Below are 22,247 nucleotides of genomic sequence, written 5' to 3'. Positions count from 1 at the left end.
CGTTTACCCCCTGGCGCTGGAGCGTACCGTGACCCGACAACGTTTGATTATTGCAGCGCTACTGGTCATTGCCATTAGCGTGTTTTTTCTTAGCGGCGCCCACCAATGGTTCACGCTAGAGACTTTAAAAGCTTACCAAAGCGACTTTCAAGCGGCGTTTAACCAAAACCCGTGGCAGGTGGCTGGCCTCTTTTTTGCCGTTTACGTCGTGATGACCGCCCTTTCTTTGCCGGGAGCCACGCTACTCACACTGCTGGGCGGCGCACTGTTTGGCCTGGGCTGGGGGTTGTTGATCATCTCCTTCGCCAGCGCAATAGGGGCGACCTTGGCCTTTTTGCTCTCTCGCTTTCTGTTTCGCCACCCGATTGAGCAGCGCTTTCCGCGCCAGTTTGAAGCCGTTAATCGCGGCGTAGAGCGTGACGGCGCTTTCTATCTGTTCATGCTGCGCCTGGTGCCGGTGTTCCCGTTCTTTATGATCAACCTAGTCATGGGGCTAACCCGGATTAAAACCGTTACTTACTACTGGGTGAGCCAACTGGCGATGCTGCCAGGCACAGCGGTTTATGTGAACGCAGGCGGGCAATTGGGAGATTTGGAAAGCCTCGGGGGAATCGTCTCGCCAACGCTATTAGCCTCTTTTGCGTTACTAGCAGTTTTCCCCTGGATTGCCCGGCGCATCGTGCTGCTGGTGCAGAAGCGCAAAGCCTACAAAGGCTTTACCCGGCCCGACCGCTTTGACTACGACATTGTGGTCATAGGCGGCGGTTCGGCGGGGCTGGTCACTAGCTACATCGCTAGCGCCGTGAAAGCCAAAGTAGCGCTGGTGGAAAAACACAAGATGGGCGGCGACTGCCTGAATACCGGCTGCGTGCCCTCCAAGGCGTTAATACGCGCTGCCCGCGCTGCTCATGAGATTCGTACCGCCTCACGCTTCGGGGTAACTGCCGGCGAACCCCAGGTTGATTTTGCAAGGGTGATGGGCCATGTGCACCAAGCGATTAGCGATATCGAACCCCACGACAGTGTCGAGCGCTATCGCAGCCTAGGCGTTGAGGTGTACCAAGATCACGCCACGCTTACCTCGCCATGGGAGATTCAGGTGGGCGATCAAATCCTCACCGCTCGCCATATCGTTCTGGCCACGGGCGCTCGTCCTCGAGTGCCGCCCCTGCCGGGAATTGAGAGTGCGCCCGTTTTGACCTCTGAAAACCTTTGGTCACTAACGGAGCTGCCTAAACGTTTAGTGGTGCTCGGTGGTGGAGCCATTGGCTGCGAGCTAAGCCAAAGTTTTAACCGCCTGGGCAGTCAAGTGACGCTGGTCGAAGGACTTCCTCAGTTGTTAGGCCGCGAGGACCAGGAAGTCGGCGAACTGGTCGAAACGACCTTGGCGGATGAAGGTGTCAAGGTGATGACCGACGCCAAAGCGCTGGAGGTTCTCAACGACGAGACAGGCTATCAACTGGTGGTCATGCATCACGACGAGCGTAAGCTGCTTCCTTTTGACTATTTAATGGTGAGTGCGGGCCGCCAAGCCAATGTGGAGGGCTTGGGGCTGGAGGCGTTGGGGATTACGACGACCCAAGCGGGGACGTTAGAGCTTAACGAGCGTCTGCAAACCCGCCTACCTAATATTTGGGCCTGCGGTGATTTAGCGGGGCCTTACCAACTGACGCATGCGGCGGCCCATCAGGCGTGGCACGCTGCGGTCAATGCGCTGTTTGGTGAGCTCAAGAGTTTTGCCGTAGATTACCGCTTTATGCCGGCTGTCACCTACGTGCAGCCGGAAGTGGCACGGGTGGGATTGAATGAGAAAGAGGCCAAAGCAAAAGGGATCGCCTTTGAAGTCACCCGCTACGCCATGAATGAGAGTGACCGCGCCATTGCCGAAGGCGCTACCGCAGGCTTTATCAAAGTGCTCACCGTGCCCGGCAAGGATAAAATCCTGGGGGCGACGATCGTTGCCGAGAACGCCGGCGAATGGCTGGGCGAATTCACCATTGCCATGAAACATGGGCTGGGGCTCAACAAGCTGCTGGGTACCATCCACCCCTACCCGACGCTTGGCGAGGCGGCCAAAGCCACCGCAGGCGTGTGGAAAAACGCTCACAAGCCTGAACGGGTACTGAGGCTATTGAAGCGCTATTTCACTTGGCGGCGCGGTGATGGTAAATGAAGCAGCTGTTATTGGTCGGTGCAGGCCATGCCCATGCCTTTGTGCTCGAAGCCTTTGCCCAGCAGCCAGACTCGAATATCGCGATTACGGTGGTGAGCGATAGTGCGTTGGCGGCTTACTCCGGCAGTGTACCGGCCTGGTTGGCGGGCGAATGCACGCTACGTGAAACGCAGATTGATGTGGCGGCGTTATGCCAGCGGGCCAACGCGCGTCTCATTCTCTCTCCGGCGAAAGCCATTAACCTTCAATCACGCTATGTGGAGCTGGCAGATGGCGAGTGCATCGATTTTGACGTTGCTTCGTTCAATATTGGCTCTACCCTGACCCTCCCTGAGCAGCATGGCGAACAGCTTCCCCACCTGCTGGCCATGCGCCCACTGAGTTCGCTGCATTATCGCTGGCAGGCGCTGCAAGAAACGGTCAACGCGCTTCCTCCTGGCGGCGACTTAAGGGTAGTCAGCGTTGGTGGCGGTGCCGCAAGCTGCGAAACGTTGATGAGCGTATTGGCTCAGTTGCGCCACCAGCGTCCCGATATTGACTGGCAGGGACATTTACTTAGCGCCTCGAATGAGCTGCTGCCCGGGGCAGGTCGCTTGCCACGCTGGTTAATGCGGCACGCCTTGTTACGCGCGGGCATTAACGTGTTCCAGCAGATACGTGGAGCGGCATTGGTAGACGGGGGCGTATTAACACACTGCAACGTACTCATGCGTGCCGATATCGTGCTGTGGGCCACCGGCGCTGTTGGCCACCGCTGGCTTTCTGAGACCGCGCTTCCGCTGAATGATCAAGGCTTTATTCAGGTAGAAAAATCGCTGCAGGTGGTGGGCCAGCCGGTTATCTTCGCCGCGGGGGATTGTTCGGCTTTTGACCCGCCGCTGCCCAATGCGGGCGTATACGCGGTACGCATGGGTCCTCATTTGGCGGACAATCTTCGCCGGGCCTGCTGCGGTGAATCGTTGGCTGATTGGCAGCCACCCAAGCGCGTCCTGGCCCTGATTGGCACCGGTGACGGTCACGCGATTGCCAGTCGAGGAAGCTTTGGAGTATCAGGAAAGTGGGTATGGGAATGGAAAAAGCGGATTGATGCGCGCTTTATCGCCCGCTTCAATCCGCCTTTTGAGGACTAATTACTGCTATCAGATTCTAGCTAAAAACTAATCGAGCGATGATCAGGCAAGGCAAAAATTGACGAAAGGACGGAATTTACGAGGTTGTAAATGAGTACCTTGAGTCAATTTTTAACGCAGCATGGTCGAGCGCAGATAGTTTTCAGTAGAATCTAATTGCCTTCGCGCCAGCCGCCTAAAACCCGACTATCCGGGCCAAAAAAGACTAAGCGGTCATGATCGATCAGGTAACGGTAAGCGGTTTCCATCATATCCGTGACGCGTTTGGCATCATCCATTTGCGGGCATGCCATACGTGTAGTGGCCAACTCGCTAAACTCGATGCGCTGATTTTCCCCTAGCGTCACCTTACCGGTAAGGCGGTTACAGCCATCATGGCCACTAACGCTACCATCACGAGATATCTGGAAAAATGGCGTTTCCGGCATCGACAGCCGCTCATCGGTGCCCACCAACAGTAAGTTCCAACGCTGATCAACAATGGCGCCGGAAAGCGAGGAACCACTCGACCCTTGCGGCGATGTGCTTGGCCCTGGCGCACTGCTACAGGCGCTTAACAGGAGCACAGTGGAGGCGAGCAGTGGCAATAAACGCCAACTTTTCTTGGTCATGGTGAATCGTCCTTGTTTGCTAGCCTTTCTGGAATAGCTACCAGCTACCGGTATTTTCCATCGACGCCCAGGGTTCTTGCGGCTCGAGTGCATCGCCTTTTTGCAGCAGTTCAACCGAGATACCATCTGGTGATTTTACAAACGCCATGTGGCCATCGCGAGGCGGACGATTGATGGTCACACCGTTGTCTTGAAGCTTTTGGCAAAGCGCATAAATATCGTCGACACGGTAGGCCAAGTGACCGAAGTTGCGACCGCCCGAATACTCTTCTGGATCCCAGTTGTAGGTCAGCTCTAGTTCAGGAGCGGTGAGACGCGCCGAGCGCGCTTCATCAAAGGAGGCGGCAAGGAACACCAGCGTAAAGCGGCCCTTCTCGTTTTCTTTACGACGGACTTCTTTAAGGCCCAGCAGATCGCAGTAAAAACGTAGCGAAGCATCTAGGTCACTCACACGTACCATGGTATGTAGGTATTGCATATCGACTCCTCAAAAAACGACCGTAGCCATACTTTACAAAAACGTGACAGCGTACATAAAACGCCGCAACGCTGTACAATTAAACCATAACGTTTATCTTAGCTGGGTTTACCCGTCGGAGAAACCTGTGGATTCAGTCACGCAAGCTGCGCTTGGCGCAGCCATTGGCGGTGCCGTGCTGGGCCGGCGCTTGGGCCGAAAAGCCATTCTCATTGGCGCCGTGCTGGGCACCCTGCCTGACCTTGATGTGGTAATCGATTACGGCGATGCCGTGGCCAATGTTACCGAGCATCGCGGCTTTAGCCATTCACTGTTTGTGCTGACGGGCTTGGCCACGCTGCTGGCACTACTGAGCGCACGCTTTGCGCCCATCAAGGCGATTAGCCTGCCCCGCTGGTGGTGCTTTTATACACTTATTCTGGTCACGCACCCGCTACTTGATGCCCTCACCACCTACGGTACCCAGCTGTTGTGGCCACTTGATGTAACGCCTGCGGCCTGGCCAATCATTTTCATTATCGACCCGCTTTACACCCTTGCCTTGCTAATCGCTCTGAGATTCGGTTTGGTCTCTTTGCGGGTAAGAAAGGCCTGCACTTGGGGGCTGGTCATCAGCTGTGTTTATCTGACCATGGCGGCTGGGGCGAAAGTAATGATTGAACAGCGTATCGCCCCAGTGCTGGCGGAGAAGGGGCTACAAGAGGCTCCCCTGCTGATTCAGCCAACCCCGTTCAATATTGTGCTATGGCGCGCCACGGTGATGGATGGGGATCGTTATTATGAAAGTTTGAACAGTGTGTTTGACGGTAATAGCCCGCCCCGCCTGGAACCGCTGATTCGTAACGCAGCGTTAGAAGCCCCTTTTTTGACCAGCCTACAAGGGCAGCGCTTGGCGTGGTTCGCAGGGCCTTTTCTGCGCTATGAAGAGCGTTGGCTGGACGGTAAAGAGACGCTTATTGCCACCGATATACGGCTCGGCTTTCCGGGGTTTCATCCATTTAGTTTCACCCTGGCAACGTTAGAAGAGGAGCGCTGGGTACCGCTGGCAGTGAGCGAACAAGTGGAAAGTTCGCGCGGCCTTCATATGACAACGCTATCGCGGCTTGCCGCTCGCGCCGCTGGCAACACCTCGGCCCTCTGCGCCAGCGACTTTGTGGCGCAAGAGTGGCGGGCCGAGCGGGTTATCTATCGCTGCTAAACCAAGTTACTCAACCAAGTTACTCAACCAAGCTGCTAAACCCATTAGGGAGCAATGCCTTGGCCACAGCCACTATATTGCTCCCCACCGTAGGTTAGCGTGACCCTGGCAGGGAAAGGCTTGCCGCTCATGTCGTCAAAGCAGGCGCCAGCTTCAATGCGAACGCGGAAGAAAGGTTCCATATCCGCGTTTTCAATGACGACCCTGCCTGCTTCGTTGTCCATCACGCTAATCATATAGGGTTGTTGAACGCGCTCTTCCCCATAGTTGAGTTCCATCGTCAGTGTTGGCGTATCGTTCGCCAAGGCAACCGACCAGCCGGGCTCATTACCCTGCCCGCGGAACATTATCCCGGGGTGATCCTTCCGGGTTGAGGCATCACGGCTAGCGGCCAGCTCGCACTTGAGTTGACCACGAGGCGTTTCGACCAATGCCTGCTCACCGCGATTCCAGAAGCTGATTTCGCCGTCTTGATAGCGAGCACCGCTGGCCACCACCGCTTGCGGCAAGCGCCAGGCGCCATGCAGCGACCAAAGACGCAGCGTTTCGCCGTCGACAGCGGTGATTAAATTCTGGCGCGCTGGGCTACAGTGCCACGCATCAAAGCGCTGCGCCGAACCAGGAAAAAGTGACGATGGTAAAAAGGGGGCTCGATTATCCAGTGTGGCTTGATTGGCTGTCGTCGTTTCGGCGGAAGGCGTCGCTGCACAGCCGCCAATGACGACCGTCATGCCTGCTGCGGCAATGGCTCCACCCCATGCTTTTAACCTCTTCATACACCGCGCTCCCTTTGTGTCTAGTGCTCTTGCTGTCTATAGTGTTTATCCGCGCTTGAACGCCTGCAGGTCATGGGTATCGATACTCTCCACCTTCGGGGGCAACCCCAGCTCTTCGCGTTTGATCTTCACCTGCATTTTTTCAGCCAGCCGCTCCGAATCGTCGTCGGTGGTACGCCCGTTAAGCTCTGCCAACTGCGCCATGCCCTGGTGATAGAAGGTGAGCAGGTCCAAGGCTGTGCGATTATTCTCTTCCACTGCTTTACGCAGCTGGGAAAGGTAGCCGCTGACTTGCGACAAGTGATGTTTGAGCTGCCAAACATAGCGTACTTCCTTCATCCACGGGCGCTCACGCAGCACGGCAAAAAGTGCACTGGTGGCCAGTAACCCAAGTAGTACGCCAAGGGCGTTGAGCCAAAGACTGCTGCCAAAGGTGGTCGTGAGCAGCATGGAGAACAGCAGGCCAAAAATAATCAGTTGCCCTGCCATGGCAAAACTGATCATGCGGGCTTTACGGCGGTAGGTCTCAGGGTCGTGATCTTCTAGGGCAAATACCATGGCCAGCCTCATCATCAAAATAAGTTTCTTATGATACGGGGCTGGCCATGGCAAACAAGTACTAGTGTTAGCGAGACTTAACTCAAACGCTCCGCGGCTGTTTTAAGTAAGTGCTCGGTAGTCTCCCAGCCCACGCAGGCGTCGGTCACCGAAACACCGTAGCGCATAGCACCTGGCTTGAGCGGCTGCTTGCCTTCGAATAAATGGCTTTCCAACATCAATGCCACCAGATTGGCTTCCCCCGACTGGCGCTGGGCGAGTACATCCAGCATCACTTCGCTCTGGCGACGGTGATCCTTACGTGCGTTAGCGTGGCTGCAATCCACCATCAGCCGTGGGTTTTGGCCCGCGTTACGTAGTGCGGTGGAAGCAGCTCGTACGTGCTGAGTCGGGTAGTTGGGTTCACCGTGACCACCGCGCAGTACTACGTGGGTGTGTGGGTTGCCAATGGTTTGCTGGACGATCGGATGGCCTTGAGGATCGACGGCAAAACGCTGGTGCGGGTGGGCCGCCGCACTCATGGCATCAATCGCGACTTGAACGTCGCCACTGGTAGCATTCTTGAACCCCACCGCCGCGGCTAAATCACTAGCCAGCTCCCGGTGCAGTTGCGATTCAGTGGTGCGTGCACCAATCGCGACCCAGCTCAGCAAATCGTCCAGATAAGGTGCCAGCATCGGCTGCAGAAGCTCGGTGGCCACCGGCAGGCCACGCGCCGCCACGGCGTGCATCAGTTCACGGGAGAGCGCCAGGCCGCGGGGCATATCGCCACTGCCATCTAAATCAGGATCGTAGGCCAGCCCTTTCCAACCCACGGTGGTGCGGGGTTTTTCAATGTAGACACGCATCACGGGTAATATCTGCTCGCTCACTTCTTCACTGAGCGCTGCCAGGCGGTCGGCGTACTCAAGCGCGGCATCAGGGTCGTGCACTGAGCAGGGGCCGACCACCACGAGTAGACGGTCATCGTGACCGCTTAAGATTTGCTGTACAGCGTGACGCTGGCGGGCAATTTGCTCACTTAGCGGGTCGCTTAACGAGATACGCTGACGCAGTTCGGCGGGGGTAGGCAGCCTTTTAGAGGTGGTAGGCGTAAGCTGCGAAGTGACCTGGGCAGTATTGACGGCTGGTTTATTTACAACAGAGCTGATGGGCGCATTCATGATTAATTCTCCGCAATCTTACATCGTTTGACTAGGTGACCACCCAGGCGCACGCGGTCGGAGGTGGCAGCTAGCACCGACCGCGCGTCGCTAAATCGCCAACCATAGCCATAGCCATAGCCATAGCCCACATAGCCGGTAGCGAACGCGTTAGTCAGTCCACGATAAATCATGATGCTGCTCCTTGATAAAATAGTGATGAAAGTTAACCAAACCCGTTAGTAGCAGGGACTAAAAACGCCAAAAGCCCCGGCGGGGTTACCGACCGGGGCTTCTGTGCTTGCGGCAGGCAACCGAGTGGTGTGCCTGGTGGCGCGACGTTAGGCGTCGGCCAAGGGCACACCGTGGCTAAACCAATACCAATAAGAGCCTGCGCTACCCATGAGCACGCACACGCCATCAGCCATGTCTGGCAGTGGTTTCATCGTGTGTGGCGTGGTGAGTCGCTGCATGTCTCTAGTTTCCGTTAGTAATGGCTCGCCCGAAAGAATCGTCCGCTAAGGCTGCCGCAATGATGTTGTGGTTTTTATCCTGCCTGCAAGCGTTGCAAATGGCAACACTCAACCGCTAAAAGCTTGTACCCAGCCAATCGTCGCGGGCAGTGCTGCCATGCTAACCAATACCACTATGCCGAGAAAAATGGATAAAAAGCCAGATTCGTCTTTATAGTCTTCGTCGTGATGGGCCATGTTAGCCTCCTTTTTTATCAACGCTATATCAGGGGAGTCTTAAAAAACCTGCGGTCATATTAAGTAGTTCGAGGGGCGTAGGCAAACACATCCGAAAACACTCGCTCAAGCTTCACGCCTTTCGTCTCGAGCACATCCAAGCAGGCATATACCATGCCGGGTGAACCCGAGATATATACATCATGGGTGTCCGGCGTTATCTCTGCGTCTTTCAAGACTTGGTCAACACGCCCCTGGTGGTGGTTGATCCGCTCGCCCACTGCCATCGGCTCTTCTAACGGAAGCTCGGTCACTGCATGAAACGAGACGTTAGCATGGGTTTGCGCCCACGAACTCGCCAATTGCTCCAAGTACAGGTCGCGATGTTCACGCGCTGCCCACCATAGCGAAATTTCACGCTCTGGCTGCTCGTGGAGTACTGCTTCAATAATCGCTTTCATCTGCGAGAAACCGGTGCCAGCGGCTATCAGCATTAATGGCCGCTCGCTCTGACGATCCAACACGCAATCCCCACACGGCAAACGCAAGGTAAGCTGGTTGGCCACCTGAAGCAGCTCACGTAACCGCGCGGAGTTATCCCGTTCTGGCCAGTGTTGGATATGTAGTTCAATGATGCCATCGCCCCGTTCAGCGCTGGCAATCGAAAACGGTACCCAGGTTGTGTCGTCTATCTTCAGTTCTAAATATTGCCCCGGCGCATGCTGCATGGCTTCGGCGCGCCCGGCTAGCGTTACGCCAAACACATCGGGGTTTAAGTTCTCAACCTCGGTGACTTGGCAAGTCAACGTCCTTGCACTCATGAAAGCCTCTTTTAACAAATTCGGTCAGCGATACGCATGATCAACGGCTGTCTTCAGTCTATCAAAGGCGAGAGGGCGGTAACGCCAGGCCAATGCCCAGTGCTTCCCAGCGTTCATCTACCCGCGCTTTAACCGCTTCGTCCATCACAATAGGGGTGCCCCATTCGCGATCGGTCTCTCCCGGCCACTTGTTGGTGGCATCAAGCCCCATTTTCGAGCCAAGGCCTGAGACCGGCGAGGCGAAATCGAGGTAATCGATCGGCGTATTCTCGACCATGACGGTGTCCCGTGCGGGGTCCATCCGCGTGGTGATCGCCCAGATCACGTCTTCCCAGTTACGCGCATCCACATCGTCATCCAGCACGATCACAAACTTGGTGTACATAAACTGGCGGAGGAAACTCCAGACACCCATCATGACGCGCTTGGCGTGTCCGGGGTACTGCTTCTTCATCGTCACGACCGCCATACGATAAGAGCAGCCTTCCGGCGGCAGGTAGAAGTCGACAATTTCGGGAAACTGCTTGCACAGAATGGGCACAAACACTTCGTTCAGGGCCACGCCCAGAATGGCCGGCTCGTCCGGCGGGCGCCCGGTGTAGGTCGAGTGGTAAATCGCATCACGGCGCATGGTCATGCGCGTGACGGTAAATACCGGGAAGTGATCGACCTCATTGTAATAACCAGTGTGGTCACCAAAGGGGCCTTCCGCCGCCATGTCGTCCGGATAGATAAAGCCTTCGAGGATAATCTCGCTCGATGCAGGCACATCAAGATCCGCATGACCGCACTTTACAAGCTCGGTGCGTGAACCACGCAGCAGGCCCGCAAAGGCGTATTCTGAAAGCGAGTCCGGCACGGGGGTTACGGCGCCCAAAATCGTCGCCGGGTCGGCACCCAGCGCCACCGCGACCGGGAAAGGCTCGCCAGGATGGCTTTTTTGGAACTCCAGAAAATCCAAGGCGCCGCCACGATGGGATAGCCAACGCATAATCAGCCGGTTCTTGCCAATCTTTTGCTGTCGGTAAATTCCTAGATTTTGGCGCTTCTTGTTCGGCCCTTTGGTAATCACCAGCGGCCAGGTAACCAGCGGCCCTGCATCGCCTGGCCAGCAGTGCTGAATCGGCAGCAGGCCAAGATCGACCTCGTCGTCTTCATACACCACTTCTTGTACCGGCGCATGCTTGACGTTTTTGGGGCCCATACTGAGCACTTGCTTGAAGATCGGCAGCTTGTCCCAGGCATCTTTCAAGCCCTTGGGCGGATCAGGCTCCTTGAGGAAAGCCAACAGCTTACCCACTTCTCTTAGCGCTTCTACCGAATCTTGTCCCATGCCAAGCGCGACCCGTTTAGGGGTGCCAAACAAGTTACCGAGCAGCGGCATGTCGTGGCCTTTGACGTTTTCAAACAGCAGCGCCGGGCCACCGGCACGTAGCGTGCGGTCGCAAATTTCGGTGATTTCCAGATAAGGATCGACTTCGACGGAAATACGCTTGAGCTCACCCTGCGCTTCAAGCGCCGCGATGAACTCACGCAAGTCTTTGTACTTCAAGGCACGCTCCCTGGCTGGCGAATGCGCCGCGTCAGCGGCGCCCTTATTGACTAAATACTAGCGGCGCTTCATCGCTTCAAAGAACTCAAGATTGGTCTTGGTATCTTTCAGACGGTCAATCAGGAATTCAGTGGCGGCGGTGTCTTCCATCGGATTAAGCAGCTTGCGCAGAATCCACATGCGCTGCATTTCATCCTCAGAGGCCAGCAGGTCTTCACGACGGGTGCCACTGCGACGAATATTGATCGCCGGGAATACGCGACGCTCGGCCAGTTTGCGGTCCAGGTGGGCTTCCATGTTACCGGTACCCTTGAACTCTTCGAAGATGACTTCGTCCATCTTGGAGCCGGTGTCGACCAGCGCCGTGGCGATAATCGTCAGGCTGCCGCCCTCTTCGATATTACGCGCCGCACCAAAGAAACGTTTCGGCTTTTCAAGGGCGTGGGCATCGACACCACCGGTGAGCACTTTGCCGGAGCTGGGTACCACGGTGTTGTAGGCACGCGCGAGACGAGTAATCGAGTCGAGCAGGATGACCACGTCTTTCTTGTGCTCAACCAAACGCTTGGCTTTCTCGATAACCATTTCGGCCACTTGCACGTGACGCGCTGGCGGCTCATCGAAGGTCGATGCCACTACTTCGCCACGCACGGTGCGCGACATTTCGGTCACTTCCTCAGGGCGTTCATCAATCAGCAGAACGATCAAATGACACTCTGGGTTGTTGCGCGTGATGGAGGTCGCGATGTTTTGCAACATCAGCGTTTTACCCGCCTTCGGCGGCGATACCAGCAAACCACGTTGGCCTTTACCAATCGGCGCGGTTAGATCGATGATCCGCGCGGTAAGGTCTTCCGTGGAGCCGTTACCGATCTCCATACGCATGCGATCGTCTGGGAACAGTGGCGTCAAGTTCTCAAACAGAATCTTGTGCTTGGCATTCTCCGGACGGTCAAAGTTGATTTGACTGACCTTCAGCAGGGCGAAATAACGCTCACCCTCCTTCGGCGGACGGATTTTGCCGGAAATGGAGTCACCCTTGCGCAGATTGAAACGGCGGATCTGCGAAGGCGATATATAAATATCGTCGGGACCGGCGAGATACGAGCTGTCAGCGCTACGCAGGAAGCCGAAGCCATCCTGAAGAATTTCCAGCACACCGTCGCCGTAAATATCCTCGCCACTTTTGGCGTGTTTCTTGAGGATGGCGAAAATGATGTCCTGCTTGCGCGAACGGGCCAGGTTATCAATACCCATTTCATGGGCGATATCGAGGAGCTCGGGAACGGTTTTTTGCTTGAGTTCAGTGAGATTCATCGGTGTGTTAGAAAGTTGCTCATGGAAGCTGGGCGCCAGGCGCCGGGAGTAAGACAGGAGGCGTGAAAGTGACGCCGTGTGATGCGTTCAGACCCCGGTAAAGGCACGCGCTCGAAGATGAAAGGAACGGCGTTGGACTTAACTAACAACGCTGCTGCTAGTTGTTATTAAGACTCAACTCGAGGGTGCTAACACTTGTCTACTCTGGTTCACACAGGAAGAGTGGTTGAACCAGTGGGCTATCTGACGACTTGGAATTCTGGCTGACGCTAACGGGATAAACAATGAATAACGTCTGGGGCGACCAAGGTGCCGTACTTGAACGACGCATGCAAGATGATTTATCTAAACTGTCTATTTAAGCCTTCTATCTAAACGGTCTATCCAAACGATCTTAACAACGAAGTACTTGTGGACACACTAACTAACCAGGTCAGATCAAGCCAGTAGCTCGATGGTAGTCAAGCCCCGCGACAAACGCAAGCCTTTGCAATTGACAATAGATAAAGGTCACCGCAACCTTGGCACAGCCAACACGAAGGAAAGCTCATGCCCAAGGACATTTTGCTCCCCATTGACGCCTCTGCCGCTGAGGCAAACAGCGGCGCGCCGCAGCGATTCGCCGCCATTGACCTGGGCTCCAACAGCTTTCACCTACTGGTGGCCAACTACCAGCATGAACGCCTCCAGGTGGTGGCCCGCTTGGGTGAAAAAGTGCAGCTCGCCGCAGGCTTAGACGATGACGGCATGCTGAGCGAGGCGGCTATGCAGCGCGCGCTAGACTGCTTAGGCCGCTTCGCGCCCTTTTTAAGCGATATTACCAACGCCAATTTGCGCATCGTGGGCACTAACGCGTTACGCGATGCGCATAATAGCCAAGCATTTATCGAACGCGCTGAGGCCCAATTAGGTCACGCCATCGAAATTATTGCTGGGCGCGAAGAGGCTCGGCTGATTTATTTGGGTGCCGCCCACGCCCTGGCCGAAAGTGGCCGTCGATTAATCGTCGACATTGGCGGCGGCTCGACCGAATTCATCATCGGCGAGGCGTTTGAGCCTAAGGCGCTGGAAAGCCTACGAATGGGCTGCGTCACTTTTTCACGGCGCTTCTTCCCCGACGGTGAGTTAAACGAAAAGCGCATGCGCCGCGCCGAGCTGGCGGCCCTTTCGGAGCTTGCCAATATTCAGCGCCCCTATCAGCGCCTGGGCTGGGATGACCCAGTCGGCTCCAGCGGCACAATCAAGGCCGCCGCCAGCGTACTTTACGCTTACGGCGATACGCCCCATGAAGGCGTTATTACCCGCGGCGGCTTAAAGAAACTGCGCGAGCGTCTGCTCAAGTGCAAACAGCTGGAAAAAGTCGAGCTGGACGGACTCAAAGCCGACCGCGCCAAGGTTTTCCCGGCGGGGATTGCCATTCTCGGGGCCATTTTTGAAGCCTTCGATTTAACCCAAATGCGCTTCGCCGACGGCGCTCTGCGTGAAGGCGTGCTCTACGATATGGCCGGGCGTAATACCGCAGAAGACTCGCGCTCGAAAAGCCTGGAGTCGCTGCAGCGCACCTACGATGTCGATACGCGCCAGGGGCTTAATGTCGCCAACACCGCTGAGCGCTTATTCCATCAGGTACGCCACGCGTGGTCGCTCAACCCCGATCAAGCGCGCTATTTGCAGTGGGCTAGCCATGTGCATGAAATCGGCTTGGCGATTTCCCACAGCCAATTTCATCGCCACGGTGCGTACCTGCTGGAGCACTCCGATCTCGCTGGCTTCTCCCGTCCTGAACAGCGGCGGTTGGCGTTTCTGGTGCGCGCGCATCGACGCAAATTTCCGCTTAAAGAGTGGCAGGCTTTGCCCGACGCGCAACAGGAAGTGACGCAGAAGCTCGCCCGGCTGCTACGTTTAGCCGTACTGCTTAATCATTCGCGCCCTGAAACCGCTCCCTCGCTGCCGGAGATAAGCGCTGACAGCGATAGCCTGACCATCACGCTGCCTGCCAGTGATGAACCCACCCTGCTGAGTACCGACTTGGAGCAGGAGCAGGCGTTTATGGAAGCCGCCGCTTTCAAGCTTTTGATACAGCAGGGAAAGTCTGACGGATGAAGCGCGCCCCCTCGGCTTGCCATAGCAGCTTGCCAGGGGGAGCAATCACTCCGATACACGCTGATGCCTGCATGATCACCACCAGCCGTCCGCGCTCCCAGGGCGGTACCTCTGCCTCCTGAAGAAGTCGCTTTACATCGCGCCTACCCCGCGTTGGCAGTTGAATGACCTCGCCTCCCTGTCGCCAAGTGACCCTGAGCAGTTGAGACGACGCTTGGGATGGCGTTGGTAACGAAGATACTTGCCAGCCCAGCGGCCCGATGGGTGTTTCCAGGGGCGTTTCACCATCCCAACTAACCTCCCACGCCGGTAGCGGCTCAAGAGGCGCCATCAGATAGAGCCGTTGACGCCACAGGCGCGCCTGAGCGCCCTGCCACTCGACGCATACCTGGGCATCCACCTTCGCTGTTAATTGATCCAGCAGGCTCTCTAGGCGCTTTTGCGGCGGCGTCGGCAACCCTTGCTGCTGGCAAAGCGTACGCACCAAAAGCCGCTGACGGGGGCGCGAACGCGCGCTTAGCGCTGCGGCGTCCAAGTATTGATTATCGACGCATTGGTCATCAATGGTAAGTAACGCTTGCAGCTCTTGCTGGGCATACTCACTCAGCAAGGTGTCGGCTTCGCTGGCATGTTGGGCGCTACTCGCCAAGGCCTCATCTGCCGCTGGCCAACGTTCGCGAAGCGTCGGCAGCACCCGGTGGCGCAGGCGGTTGCGATCAAGGCTGATATCCCTGTTGGTAGGGTCTTCGCACCAGCAGAGATCAAGTGACTGCGCGGCTTTCTCAAGCGCGGCCCGCCCTACCGTAAGCCACGGGCGCAGCAGCGTAATAGCGTGGGCATCACGCCGATAAGGCATACCCGCCAGGCCGCGTACGCCACTGCCGCGCAGGGCAGCAAGCAGGAAGGTTTCCGCCTGATCGTCCTGATGCTGGGCGAGCCAAAGCGTGTCACCGGCGGGAAGAGTGGCGAAGAAAGCCTCATAACGGGCATTGCGCGCCGCTCCTTCAATACCCTCGCCTTGCGTATCCACTACCACCTCGGCGACTGTGAGGGGAACGTTGGCACACTCACAAAGCGCCCGACAGTGGGCTTCAAATGTCGATGCTGCCGCTTGCAGGCCATGATTGACATGAATGGCTCGCAGGGGGCGTTCTGCTTGCTCACAGACCTGTGCGGCTAACGCGAGCAGCAAACAGGAGTCCAAACCGCCTGAGAGTGCCACCCAAATAGAGCGCCCCGGCGGGGTTTCCGCCAGGGCGTCGTTGAGCAGGCCTTCAAGCGTATTAAGCGGCTGAGGCGCCATAGCTCATCAAGCGCTTATAGCGGCGCTCTAGTAGCGCGTCCGTATCCATTGCCTGCAAACGCTCCAGACTCGCCGTGAGCGCCTCTTTGACGCGCTCGGCAGTGGTAAGCGGATGACGGTGAGACCCACCGAGCGGCTCTTTGATCAACGAATCGACAAAGCCCAGCTCTTTTAGGCGCTCGGCTGTGATTCCCATGGCCTGGGCAGCGTCAGAAGCCTTGGTGGCACTTTTCCATAGAATCGAGGCGCAGCCTTCTGGCGAGATCACCGAGTAGGTAGAGTACTGCAGCATTTGCAGTTCATCGCAAACGCCAATGGCCAGCGCGCCGCCGGAGCCGCCCTCGCCCACCACCGTGGAGATAATCGGCGTTTTCAACCGCGACATAACGGCCAGATTGTAGGCAATAGCCTCGGACTGGCCGCGCTCTTCGGCGTCGATGCCGGGATAGGCGCCGGGGGTATCGATAAAGGTCAGAATCGGCATTTTGAAGCGCTCGGCCATTTCCATCAGACGGCACGCTTTGCGGTATCCTTCTGGGCGCGGCATACCAAAGTTGCGGCGCACTTTCTCTTTTACATCGCGACCTTTTTGATGACCAATCACCATCACTGGTGCATCATTCAACCGCGCAATGCCACCCACCAGCGCGGCATCATCGGCGAAGTTGCGATCACCGTGCAGCTCGTCAAAGTCGGTGAAGATATGTTCGAGATAGTCCAGCGTATAAGGGCGCTGGGGGTGACGAGATAGTTGCGAAACCTGCCAGGGAGTCAAATCCTTGAAGATCGATTCCGTCAGCTTACGGCTTTTCTCTTCCAGCCGAGAGATCTCGTCGGAAAGGTTCACTTGGCTATCGGAACTGACTAGACGCAGCTCTTCAATTTTTGCCTGTAGTTCGGCAATCGGCTGTTCAAAATCGAGATAATTAGGATTCATCGGCGCTGCCTGTAAAAAAGAAGCCTGTTCAAAAACAAGAATGTAATAAAGCGCATTATCGCACCCTCACCCTGCCACGCAAGCTGGGCACCCGCTCTTTAACTTAGCGATAGCGTAGCTGTACACCCGCTTGGCCCTGTACATCCCGCAGCGCCAGCAGTAAATCGTCGCTCGGCGCGACTTTCCACTCATCGGCAAGTTCCAGCCAAGCGACCGCTGCCGGGTGGCGATACTGCAGCCGTACTGGAAGACCAGCTTCATCACGATAAGGCGTCAGACTATCGCGCAGGGTTTCAATTAAGCGACCATTGATCTGCCCCGCGTCCAGTGCCAGCTCCACGGCTTGGCCGTAGCGAATGCGCGCCGTCACCATGGGTGTCACGTCTTTACCACGCAGGCGCAGACCGCCGGAGAACTCATCGCTGGAAACCTCGCCCTCAACGATCAACACTTGATCGGCCTCAATCTGACCGCGTAACTGCTCAAAAAGCTCCCCAAACAGCGAGGCTTCAATACGCCCGGTGCGGTCGTCAAGGGTAATAAACGCCATGGTGTCGCCGCGCTTGGATTTCATGGTGCGCACGCCGACCACCAGACCGGCGACACGCTGGGGATCGCGGGAAGGCTTTAAATCACTGATCCGGGTAGACACAAAGCGCTTTAATTCCCGCTCGTACTCGTCGATCGGGTGACCCGTTAGGTAAAGCCCCAGGGTGTCTTTCTCCCCAGAGAGGCGCTCGCGATCAGTCCACTCTCGGGCGTTGATATATTCGGCGTAAACGTTGCTATCGCTGTCGTCAGCTTCAACGAAGGCGTCACCGAACATATCCAGCATACCCAGGTTTTGATTGGTATGGTTCTGGGCGGCGGCTTTCAGCGCATCTTCCATGGCAGCGAATAGCACCGCGCGATTGGGACCGATGGTATCCAGCGCGCCGGAGCGAATCAGTGCTTCCAGGGTGCGCTTATTCATCCGTTTAGGGTCCATGCGACGACAGAAGTCGAAGATATCTTTAAACGGACCATCTGCCTCACGGGCTTCGACAATGGCGCCAATCGGTCCTTCGCCCACGCCACGAATCGCGCCCAGACCGTAAACCACTCGGGCATCGGTATCGACGGTAAACTTGTAACCGCCCACGTTAACATCCGGCGGCGTCACGGTGAGCTTGAGGTTGCGGCACTCCTCAATCAGCGGCACCACCTTATCCAGGTTGTCCATTTCGGTGGACATTACGGCGGCCATAAATGGCCCCGGATAGTGGGCTTTCAGCCACGCCGTTTGGTAGGAAACCAAGGCGTAGGCGGCCGAGTGCGACTTGTTAAAGCCGTAACCGGCGAATTTTTCAACCAGGTCAAAGATGTTACCGGCAAGATCTTTATCGATACCGTTGGCGGCGCAGCCATCCATAAAGCCATCGCGCTGCTTGGCCATCTCTTCGGGCTTTTTCTTACCCATGGCACGGCGCAGCATATCGGCCTGGCCAAGGCTGTAGCCCGCCATGACCTGAGCGATCTGCATGACCTGCTCTTGGTAGAGAATGATGCCATAGGTAGGTGCCAACACTGGTTTCAACAGCTCGTGCTGGTAATCCGGGTGTGGATAAGAGACTTCGGCCCGGCCGTGCTTACGGTTGATAAAGTCATCCACCATGCCCGACTGCAGCGGGCCGGGGCGGAACAGCGCCACCAGGGCGATCATATCGTCTAGTGAGTCAGGCAGCAGGCGCTTGATTAGCTCTTTCATGCCACGGGATTCGAGCTGAAACACCGCGGTGGTTTCAGCGCGTTTGAGCATCTCAAAGGTCGGCGCGTCGTCCAGCGGGATGCTCTCGATATTGAGCGGCCCCTGGCCATTAACGCTGCGCACCTTATCGACCATCTCCAGCGCCCAGTCGATAATCGTCAGCGTGCGTAGACCCAGGAAGTCAAACTTAACCAGCCCCGCCTCTTCGATATCGTTTTTATCGAATTGCACCACCAAGCCTGAACCGTCCTCGTCGCATAACAGCGGCGAGAAGTCCGTCAGTTTGGTCGGCGCAATGACCACACCGCCTGCGTGCTTACCTGTGCCCCGCGTGGTGCCCTCCAGCTTAAGGGCCATCTCCCAAATCTCTTCGGCCTCTTCGTCGTTGCCGATAAACTCTTTGAGTGCCGGTTCCTGCTCAATGGCCTTGGCCAGGGTCATGCCCACTTCAAAGGGGATCAGCTTGGAGAGCTTATCCCCCAGCGAGTAGGGCCGCCCCTGAGCGCGTGCAACGTCTCGCACCACGGCCTTGGCGGCCATGGTGCCAAAGGTGACAATCTGAGAAACCGCATTGCGTCCGTAACGCTCGGCCACGTACTCAATTACCTTATCGCGTTTCTCCATACAGAAATCGACGTCAAAGTCGGGCATGGAGACACGTTCCGGGTTCAGGAAGCGCTCGAAGAGAAGGTCATAGCCGATCGGGTCCAGGTCGGTGATCTTTTGCGCATAAGCCACCAGCGAGCCAGCACCTGAGCCGCGTCCAGGGCCTACAGGAACGCTGTTATCTTTTGCCCACTGGATAAAGTCCATTACGATCAAGAAGTAGCCAGGAAAGCCCATCTGGATAATAACGTTAAGCTCAAACTCCAGCCGATCGCGGTAGCGCTGGTCGATCGCCTTGTATTCATCGCTGTCGCGGGGATAGCGTTCAGCAGGGAAGAGAAAATCGAGTCGATCCGTCAGGCCATCGTGAGAGACCTTGCGGAAGAACTCATCCTGGGTCATACCCTCAGGAATTCCGAATTCGGGTAGGAAAATCTCGCCCAGACGCACGTCCACGCTACAGCGCTCGGCAATCATCACGCTGTTTTCCAGCGCTTCGGGGATGTCGGCAAACAGTGCCGCCATCTCGTCGGGGCTTTTTAGGTACTGCTCTTCGGTGTAGCGACGCTCGCGACGTGGATCGTCAAGTGCCTTGCCTTCACCAATGGCAACGCGGGTTTCGTGGGCCCAAAAATCTTCGCGCTCTAAAAAGCGTACGTCGTTGGTCGCCACCACCGGCGTGCCGGTTTCAATCGCTAGCTTGACGCTGGCGTGAACACAAGCCTCTTCCAGCGGGCGCCCGGTGCGCACCAGCTCTAGGTAAAAGCGATCAGGAAACGCGACCTGCCACTCTTCAAGCAATTGTCGCGCTTCTCGTTCGTGGTCAGAGAGCAGATGGCGACCAATCTCGCCCTCTCGCGCACCAGACAGCGCAATCAATCCTTCGCTCTGTTCCAGCACCCACTGTTTATCGAGAATGGCGCGGCCCTGGCGCTGGCCATGCGTCCAGCCCTTCGAGATCAGCTCGGTCAGGTTGCGATAACCAACCTCATTCATGGCCAGCAGCGTTAGCCGATAAGGGTGAGACTCGTCATGAGGGTTCTGCAGCCATAAGTCGCTGCCAATGATCGGTTTCAACCCCGCCCCCTGGGCGGCTTTGTAAAACTTGACCAGACCAAACAGGTTGGTCTCATCAGTCAAGGCCAGCGCTGGCATCGCCCGTTCAGCAGTCGTGCTGACCAGCGATTTGAGCTTAACCAGGCCGTCGACCAGTGAGTATTCACTGTGCAAACGTAAATGAACGAACGGGACCGTCATGAGACTCTCAGAAAAACGCTAGATGAAGAAGAAATACGTTAAAGCAGCGCCAACTGGCGCTGCACTGGCGCAAAGCTACGGCGATGTTCGGCAAGTGGCCCGTGAGCCGCTAGCGCCGTCAGGTGCTCTTTGGTCGGGTAGCCTTTATGGCGCGCAAAACCATACTCAGGATAGCACTCATCCAAGGCGACCATTTGGGCATCCCGGGCAACCTTGGCCAAAATCGATGCGGCGGCGATGGCCGCGTGGCGCGCATCGCCTTTCACCACGGCCTGCCCGGGCAGCAGATGCCCAGGTAATTTATTGCCATCCACAAGTAGATATTCCGCCGCCGGAGCCAGTGCATCAATGGCTCGACGCATGGCCAAGTGGGTGGCGTGGTAAATATTCAGCTCATCCACTTCGGCAGCGCTGGCTTCTGCCACGGCAAAGGCGAATGCCCGCTCGCGAATTTGGCTATCCAGCGCTTCACGCCTACTGGCAGTAAGCTTTTTAGAATCGGTAAGACCGTCAATCGGCTGAGCGGGGTCGAGAATTACCGCGGCGGCTACCACGCTGCCGATCAGCGGCCCACGTCCTACCTCATCCACTCCTGCCAGACGCTCACCACTGTAGGTAATTTCTAGCGGTTGAAAATCCTTGTGCTCAATTAACCAATGCTCAATGGCCATCAACAGTCTCCAGTGGCTGACCTGCTACTAGCTGGCTGATCGCCTCGGCGGCGCGCCGACTGGCGTTGCGCTGTAGCGTAGCGTGCATCTCGGCAAAACGTGCTTCCAACGCATGGCGGCTTGCCTCATCTGACAGCATGGCACTGAGCTGGTCGGCAATCGCATCGGGTGAGGCGGCCTCTTGAATCAGTTCCGGCACCAGCGTCTCCTGAGCGATCAGATTGGGCAGCGACACCCACTGAGTTTTCACCATTCGCTTGGCTAGCCAATGCGTCATTGGTGCCATCTTGTAGGCCACCAGCATGCTGCGATGGCACAACATGGCTTCCAACGCGGCGGTACCCGAGGCCAGCAGCACGATATCGCTGGCTACCATCGCTTCACGGGCTTGTCCATTGAGCAGCGTGACGCGCTGAGCCAGCAATGGGTAGTGCGTCAACAATTCGCTAATTTCACGATGACGATCCACCGTCGCGGCAGGAACCACCACGCGCAGCGCTGGGTGGCGCTGGCAGAGCAGTTCGGCGGCGGCAAGAAAGGTATCGCCCAAAAACCGAATTTCATTGGCCCGAGAGCCTGGCAACAGCGCCAACACCTGGCTATCAGGCGCCAGCTCCAGCGCTTGGCGGGTGGCAACACGGTCATTTTCCAGCGGCATTTCGTCGGCCAGAGGGTGACCCACAAAGGCGACGGGGACACGGTGTTCGCGATAGAAGACGGCTTCAAAAGGCAGCAGTGTCAGCATGCCGTCTACCGACTTGGCAATACCTTTTACCCGCCCCTGTCGCCACGCCCATACGGAAGGGCTCACGTAGTGGGCGGTCGTAATGCCCGCTTCACGAAGCTGGCGCTCTAGGCCTAAATTGAAGTCAGGTGCATCAATGCCGAGCATAATGTCCGGCTGCCAGACCAAGGCTTCGGCTTTCAGGGTACGACGCACACGGATCAGTTCTGGGAGATGCTTGAGCACTTCCACCAGCCCCATTACCGCCAACGTTTCGAGGGGGAAGCGGCTCGTCATGCCTTCGGCCTGCATGCGGGGGCCGCCGATACCACGAAACTCAACGCCGGGGTGGCGCGCTTTGAGCTCACGTATCAGCCCAGCGCCAAGAATATCGCCGGAAAGCTCCCCGGCCACGAGGTAAACACGTTGCAGGGTCATAAGCGGTTTAGCATGA

At 56.8% G+C, this 22,247-nt stretch carries 20 protein-coding genes; 4 read left to right on the top strand and 16 right to left on the bottom strand.

Going from position 1 to position 22,247, the window contains the following annotated elements:
• Positions 1 to 28 precede the first annotated feature (28 nt).
• Both HUO07_RS04445 and HUO07_RS04440 read left to right on the top strand, forming a co-directional pair.
• Positions 29 to 2,173, top strand: a complete 2,145-nt coding sequence (locus HUO07_RS04445; RefSeq protein ID WP_176302544.1) for an FAD-dependent oxidoreductase — start codon at positions 29 to 31, stop codon at positions 2,171 to 2,173.
• Complete coding sequence (locus HUO07_RS04440; RefSeq protein WP_176302543.1) at positions 2,170 to 3,303, top strand: FAD-dependent oxidoreductase; 1,134 nt, start codon at positions 2,170 to 2,172, stop codon at positions 3,301 to 3,303. Before HUO07_RS04445 ends, HUO07_RS04440 begins: the two co-directional genes overlap by 4 nt.
• Before the next feature lie 152 nt (positions 3,304 to 3,455).
• Here HUO07_RS04440 and HUO07_RS04435 read toward each other — a convergent pair whose 3' ends face one another.
• Complete coding sequence (locus HUO07_RS04435) at positions 3,456 to 3,914, bottom strand: META domain-containing protein (RefSeq protein ID WP_101147391.1); 459 nt, start codon at positions 3,912 to 3,914, stop codon at positions 3,456 to 3,458.
• Between the two features lie 37 nt (positions 3,915 to 3,951).
• Positions 3,952 to 4,392, bottom strand: a complete 441-nt coding sequence (gene gloA / locus HUO07_RS04430) for a lactoylglutathione lyase (RefSeq protein ID WP_101147392.1) — start codon at positions 4,390 to 4,392, stop codon at positions 3,952 to 3,954.
• Positions 4,393 to 4,519: 127 nt separating this feature from the next.
• On the opposite strand from gloA, the gene HUO07_RS04425 reads away from it, so the two are divergent.
• Positions 4,520 to 5,590 (top strand): metal-dependent hydrolase, encoded by a 1,071-nt coding sequence (locus HUO07_RS04425; RefSeq protein WP_176302542.1) that lies wholly within the window; start codon positions 4,520 to 4,522, stop codon positions 5,588 to 5,590.
• Between the two features lie 44 nt (positions 5,591 to 5,634).
• Here HUO07_RS04425 and HUO07_RS04420 read toward each other — a convergent pair whose 3' ends face one another.
• From HUO07_RS04420 to rho, 9 genes are all read right to left on the bottom strand, one after another.
• The gene (locus tag HUO07_RS04420; protein WP_176302541.1) at positions 5,635 to 6,366 is read right to left on the bottom strand and encodes an MliC family protein; all 732 of its coding nucleotides are present in this window, start codon (positions 6,364 to 6,366) and stop codon (positions 5,635 to 5,637) included.
• A 45-nt stretch (positions 6,367 to 6,411) separates the two neighbouring features.
• A complete protein-coding gene (locus HUO07_RS04415) occupies positions 6,412 to 6,924 on the bottom strand; it encodes a DUF3087 family protein (protein WP_176302540.1) in 513 nt (170 codons plus the stop codon).
• Positions 6,925 to 7,001: 77 nt separating this feature from the next.
• Entirely contained in the window at positions 7,002 to 8,087 is a 1,086-nt protein-coding gene (locus tag HUO07_RS04410) for a 3-deoxy-7-phosphoheptulonate synthase (RefSeq protein ID WP_176302539.1), read from the bottom strand.
• A gap of 2 nt (positions 8,088 to 8,089) precedes the next feature.
• Entirely contained in the window at positions 8,090 to 8,260 is a 171-nt protein-coding gene (locus tag HUO07_RS04405) for a hypothetical protein (RefSeq protein WP_176302538.1), read from the bottom strand.
• Between the two features lie 147 nt (positions 8,261 to 8,407).
• Positions 8,408 to 8,539: a hypothetical protein gene (locus tag HUO07_RS22020; RefSeq protein ID WP_269801109.1), complete on the bottom strand. Its 132-nt coding sequence runs from the start codon at positions 8,537 to 8,539 to the stop codon at positions 8,408 to 8,410.
• A 108-nt stretch (positions 8,540 to 8,647) separates the two neighbouring features.
• The gene (locus HUO07_RS22015) at positions 8,648 to 8,776 is read right to left on the bottom strand and encodes a hypothetical protein (protein ID WP_008959857.1); all 129 of its coding nucleotides are present in this window, start codon (positions 8,774 to 8,776) and stop codon (positions 8,648 to 8,650) included.
• 59 nt (positions 8,777 to 8,835) lie between these two features.
• Entirely contained in the window at positions 8,836 to 9,576 is a 741-nt protein-coding gene (locus HUO07_RS04400) for an NAD(P)H-flavin reductase (RefSeq protein ID WP_176302537.1), read from the bottom strand.
• 61 nt (positions 9,577 to 9,637) lie between these two features.
• The gene (ubiD, locus tag HUO07_RS04395; RefSeq protein WP_176302536.1) at positions 9,638 to 11,128 is read right to left on the bottom strand and encodes a 4-hydroxy-3-polyprenylbenzoate decarboxylase; all 1,491 of its coding nucleotides are present in this window, start codon (positions 11,126 to 11,128) and stop codon (positions 9,638 to 9,640) included.
• Between the two features lie 57 nt (positions 11,129 to 11,185).
• Entirely contained in the window at positions 11,186 to 12,445 is a 1,260-nt protein-coding gene (gene rho / locus HUO07_RS04390) for a transcription termination factor Rho (protein WP_176302535.1), read from the bottom strand.
• A gap of 549 nt (positions 12,446 to 12,994) precedes the next feature.
• Between rho and ppx the strand changes: the two genes are divergently transcribed.
• Positions 12,995 to 14,548 (top strand): exopolyphosphatase, encoded by a 1,554-nt coding sequence (gene ppx, locus HUO07_RS04385; RefSeq protein ID WP_176302534.1) that lies wholly within the window; start codon positions 12,995 to 12,997, stop codon positions 14,546 to 14,548.
• Here the strand turns inward: ppx and tilS are convergent.
• The 5 genes from tilS to lpxB form a co-directional block, all read right to left on the bottom strand.
• Positions 14,511 to 15,851, bottom strand: a complete 1,341-nt coding sequence (tilS, locus tag HUO07_RS04380) for a tRNA lysidine(34) synthetase TilS (protein ID WP_176302533.1) — start codon at positions 15,849 to 15,851, stop codon at positions 14,511 to 14,513. The genes ppx and tilS overlap by 38 nt on opposite strands.
• Entirely contained in the window at positions 15,832 to 16,788 is a 957-nt protein-coding gene (gene accA / locus HUO07_RS04375) for an acetyl-CoA carboxylase carboxyl transferase subunit alpha (protein WP_176302532.1), read from the bottom strand. The genes tilS and accA overlap by 20 nt, the downstream gene beginning before the upstream one ends.
• Before the next feature lie 103 nt (positions 16,789 to 16,891).
• The gene (gene dnaE, locus HUO07_RS04370; protein WP_176302531.1) at positions 16,892 to 20,398 is read right to left on the bottom strand and encodes a DNA polymerase III subunit alpha; all 3,507 of its coding nucleotides are present in this window, start codon (positions 20,396 to 20,398) and stop codon (positions 16,892 to 16,894) included.
• Positions 20,399 to 20,436: 38 nt separating this feature from the next.
• Positions 20,437 to 21,069 carry a ribonuclease HII gene (rnhB, locus tag HUO07_RS04365; RefSeq protein ID WP_176302530.1) on the bottom strand — a complete coding sequence of 211 codons (633 nt, stop codon included), beginning with the start codon at positions 21,067 to 21,069 and terminating at the stop codon, positions 20,437 to 20,439.
• Positions 21,059 to 22,231 carry a lipid-A-disaccharide synthase gene (gene lpxB, locus HUO07_RS04360; RefSeq protein ID WP_176302529.1) on the bottom strand — a complete coding sequence of 391 codons (1,173 nt, stop codon included), beginning with the start codon at positions 22,229 to 22,231 and terminating at the stop codon, positions 21,059 to 21,061. Before lpxB ends, rnhB begins: the two co-directional genes overlap by 11 nt.
• Positions 22,232 to 22,247 lie beyond the last annotated feature (16 nt).

Source organism: Vreelandella maris, from assembly GCF_013371085.1.
Lineage (GTDB): Bacteria > Pseudomonadota > Gammaproteobacteria > Pseudomonadales > Halomonadaceae > Vreelandella > Vreelandella maris.
Note: the sequence above shows the minus strand (reverse complement) of the source record. Positions and strands in the feature narration are given on the sequence as shown.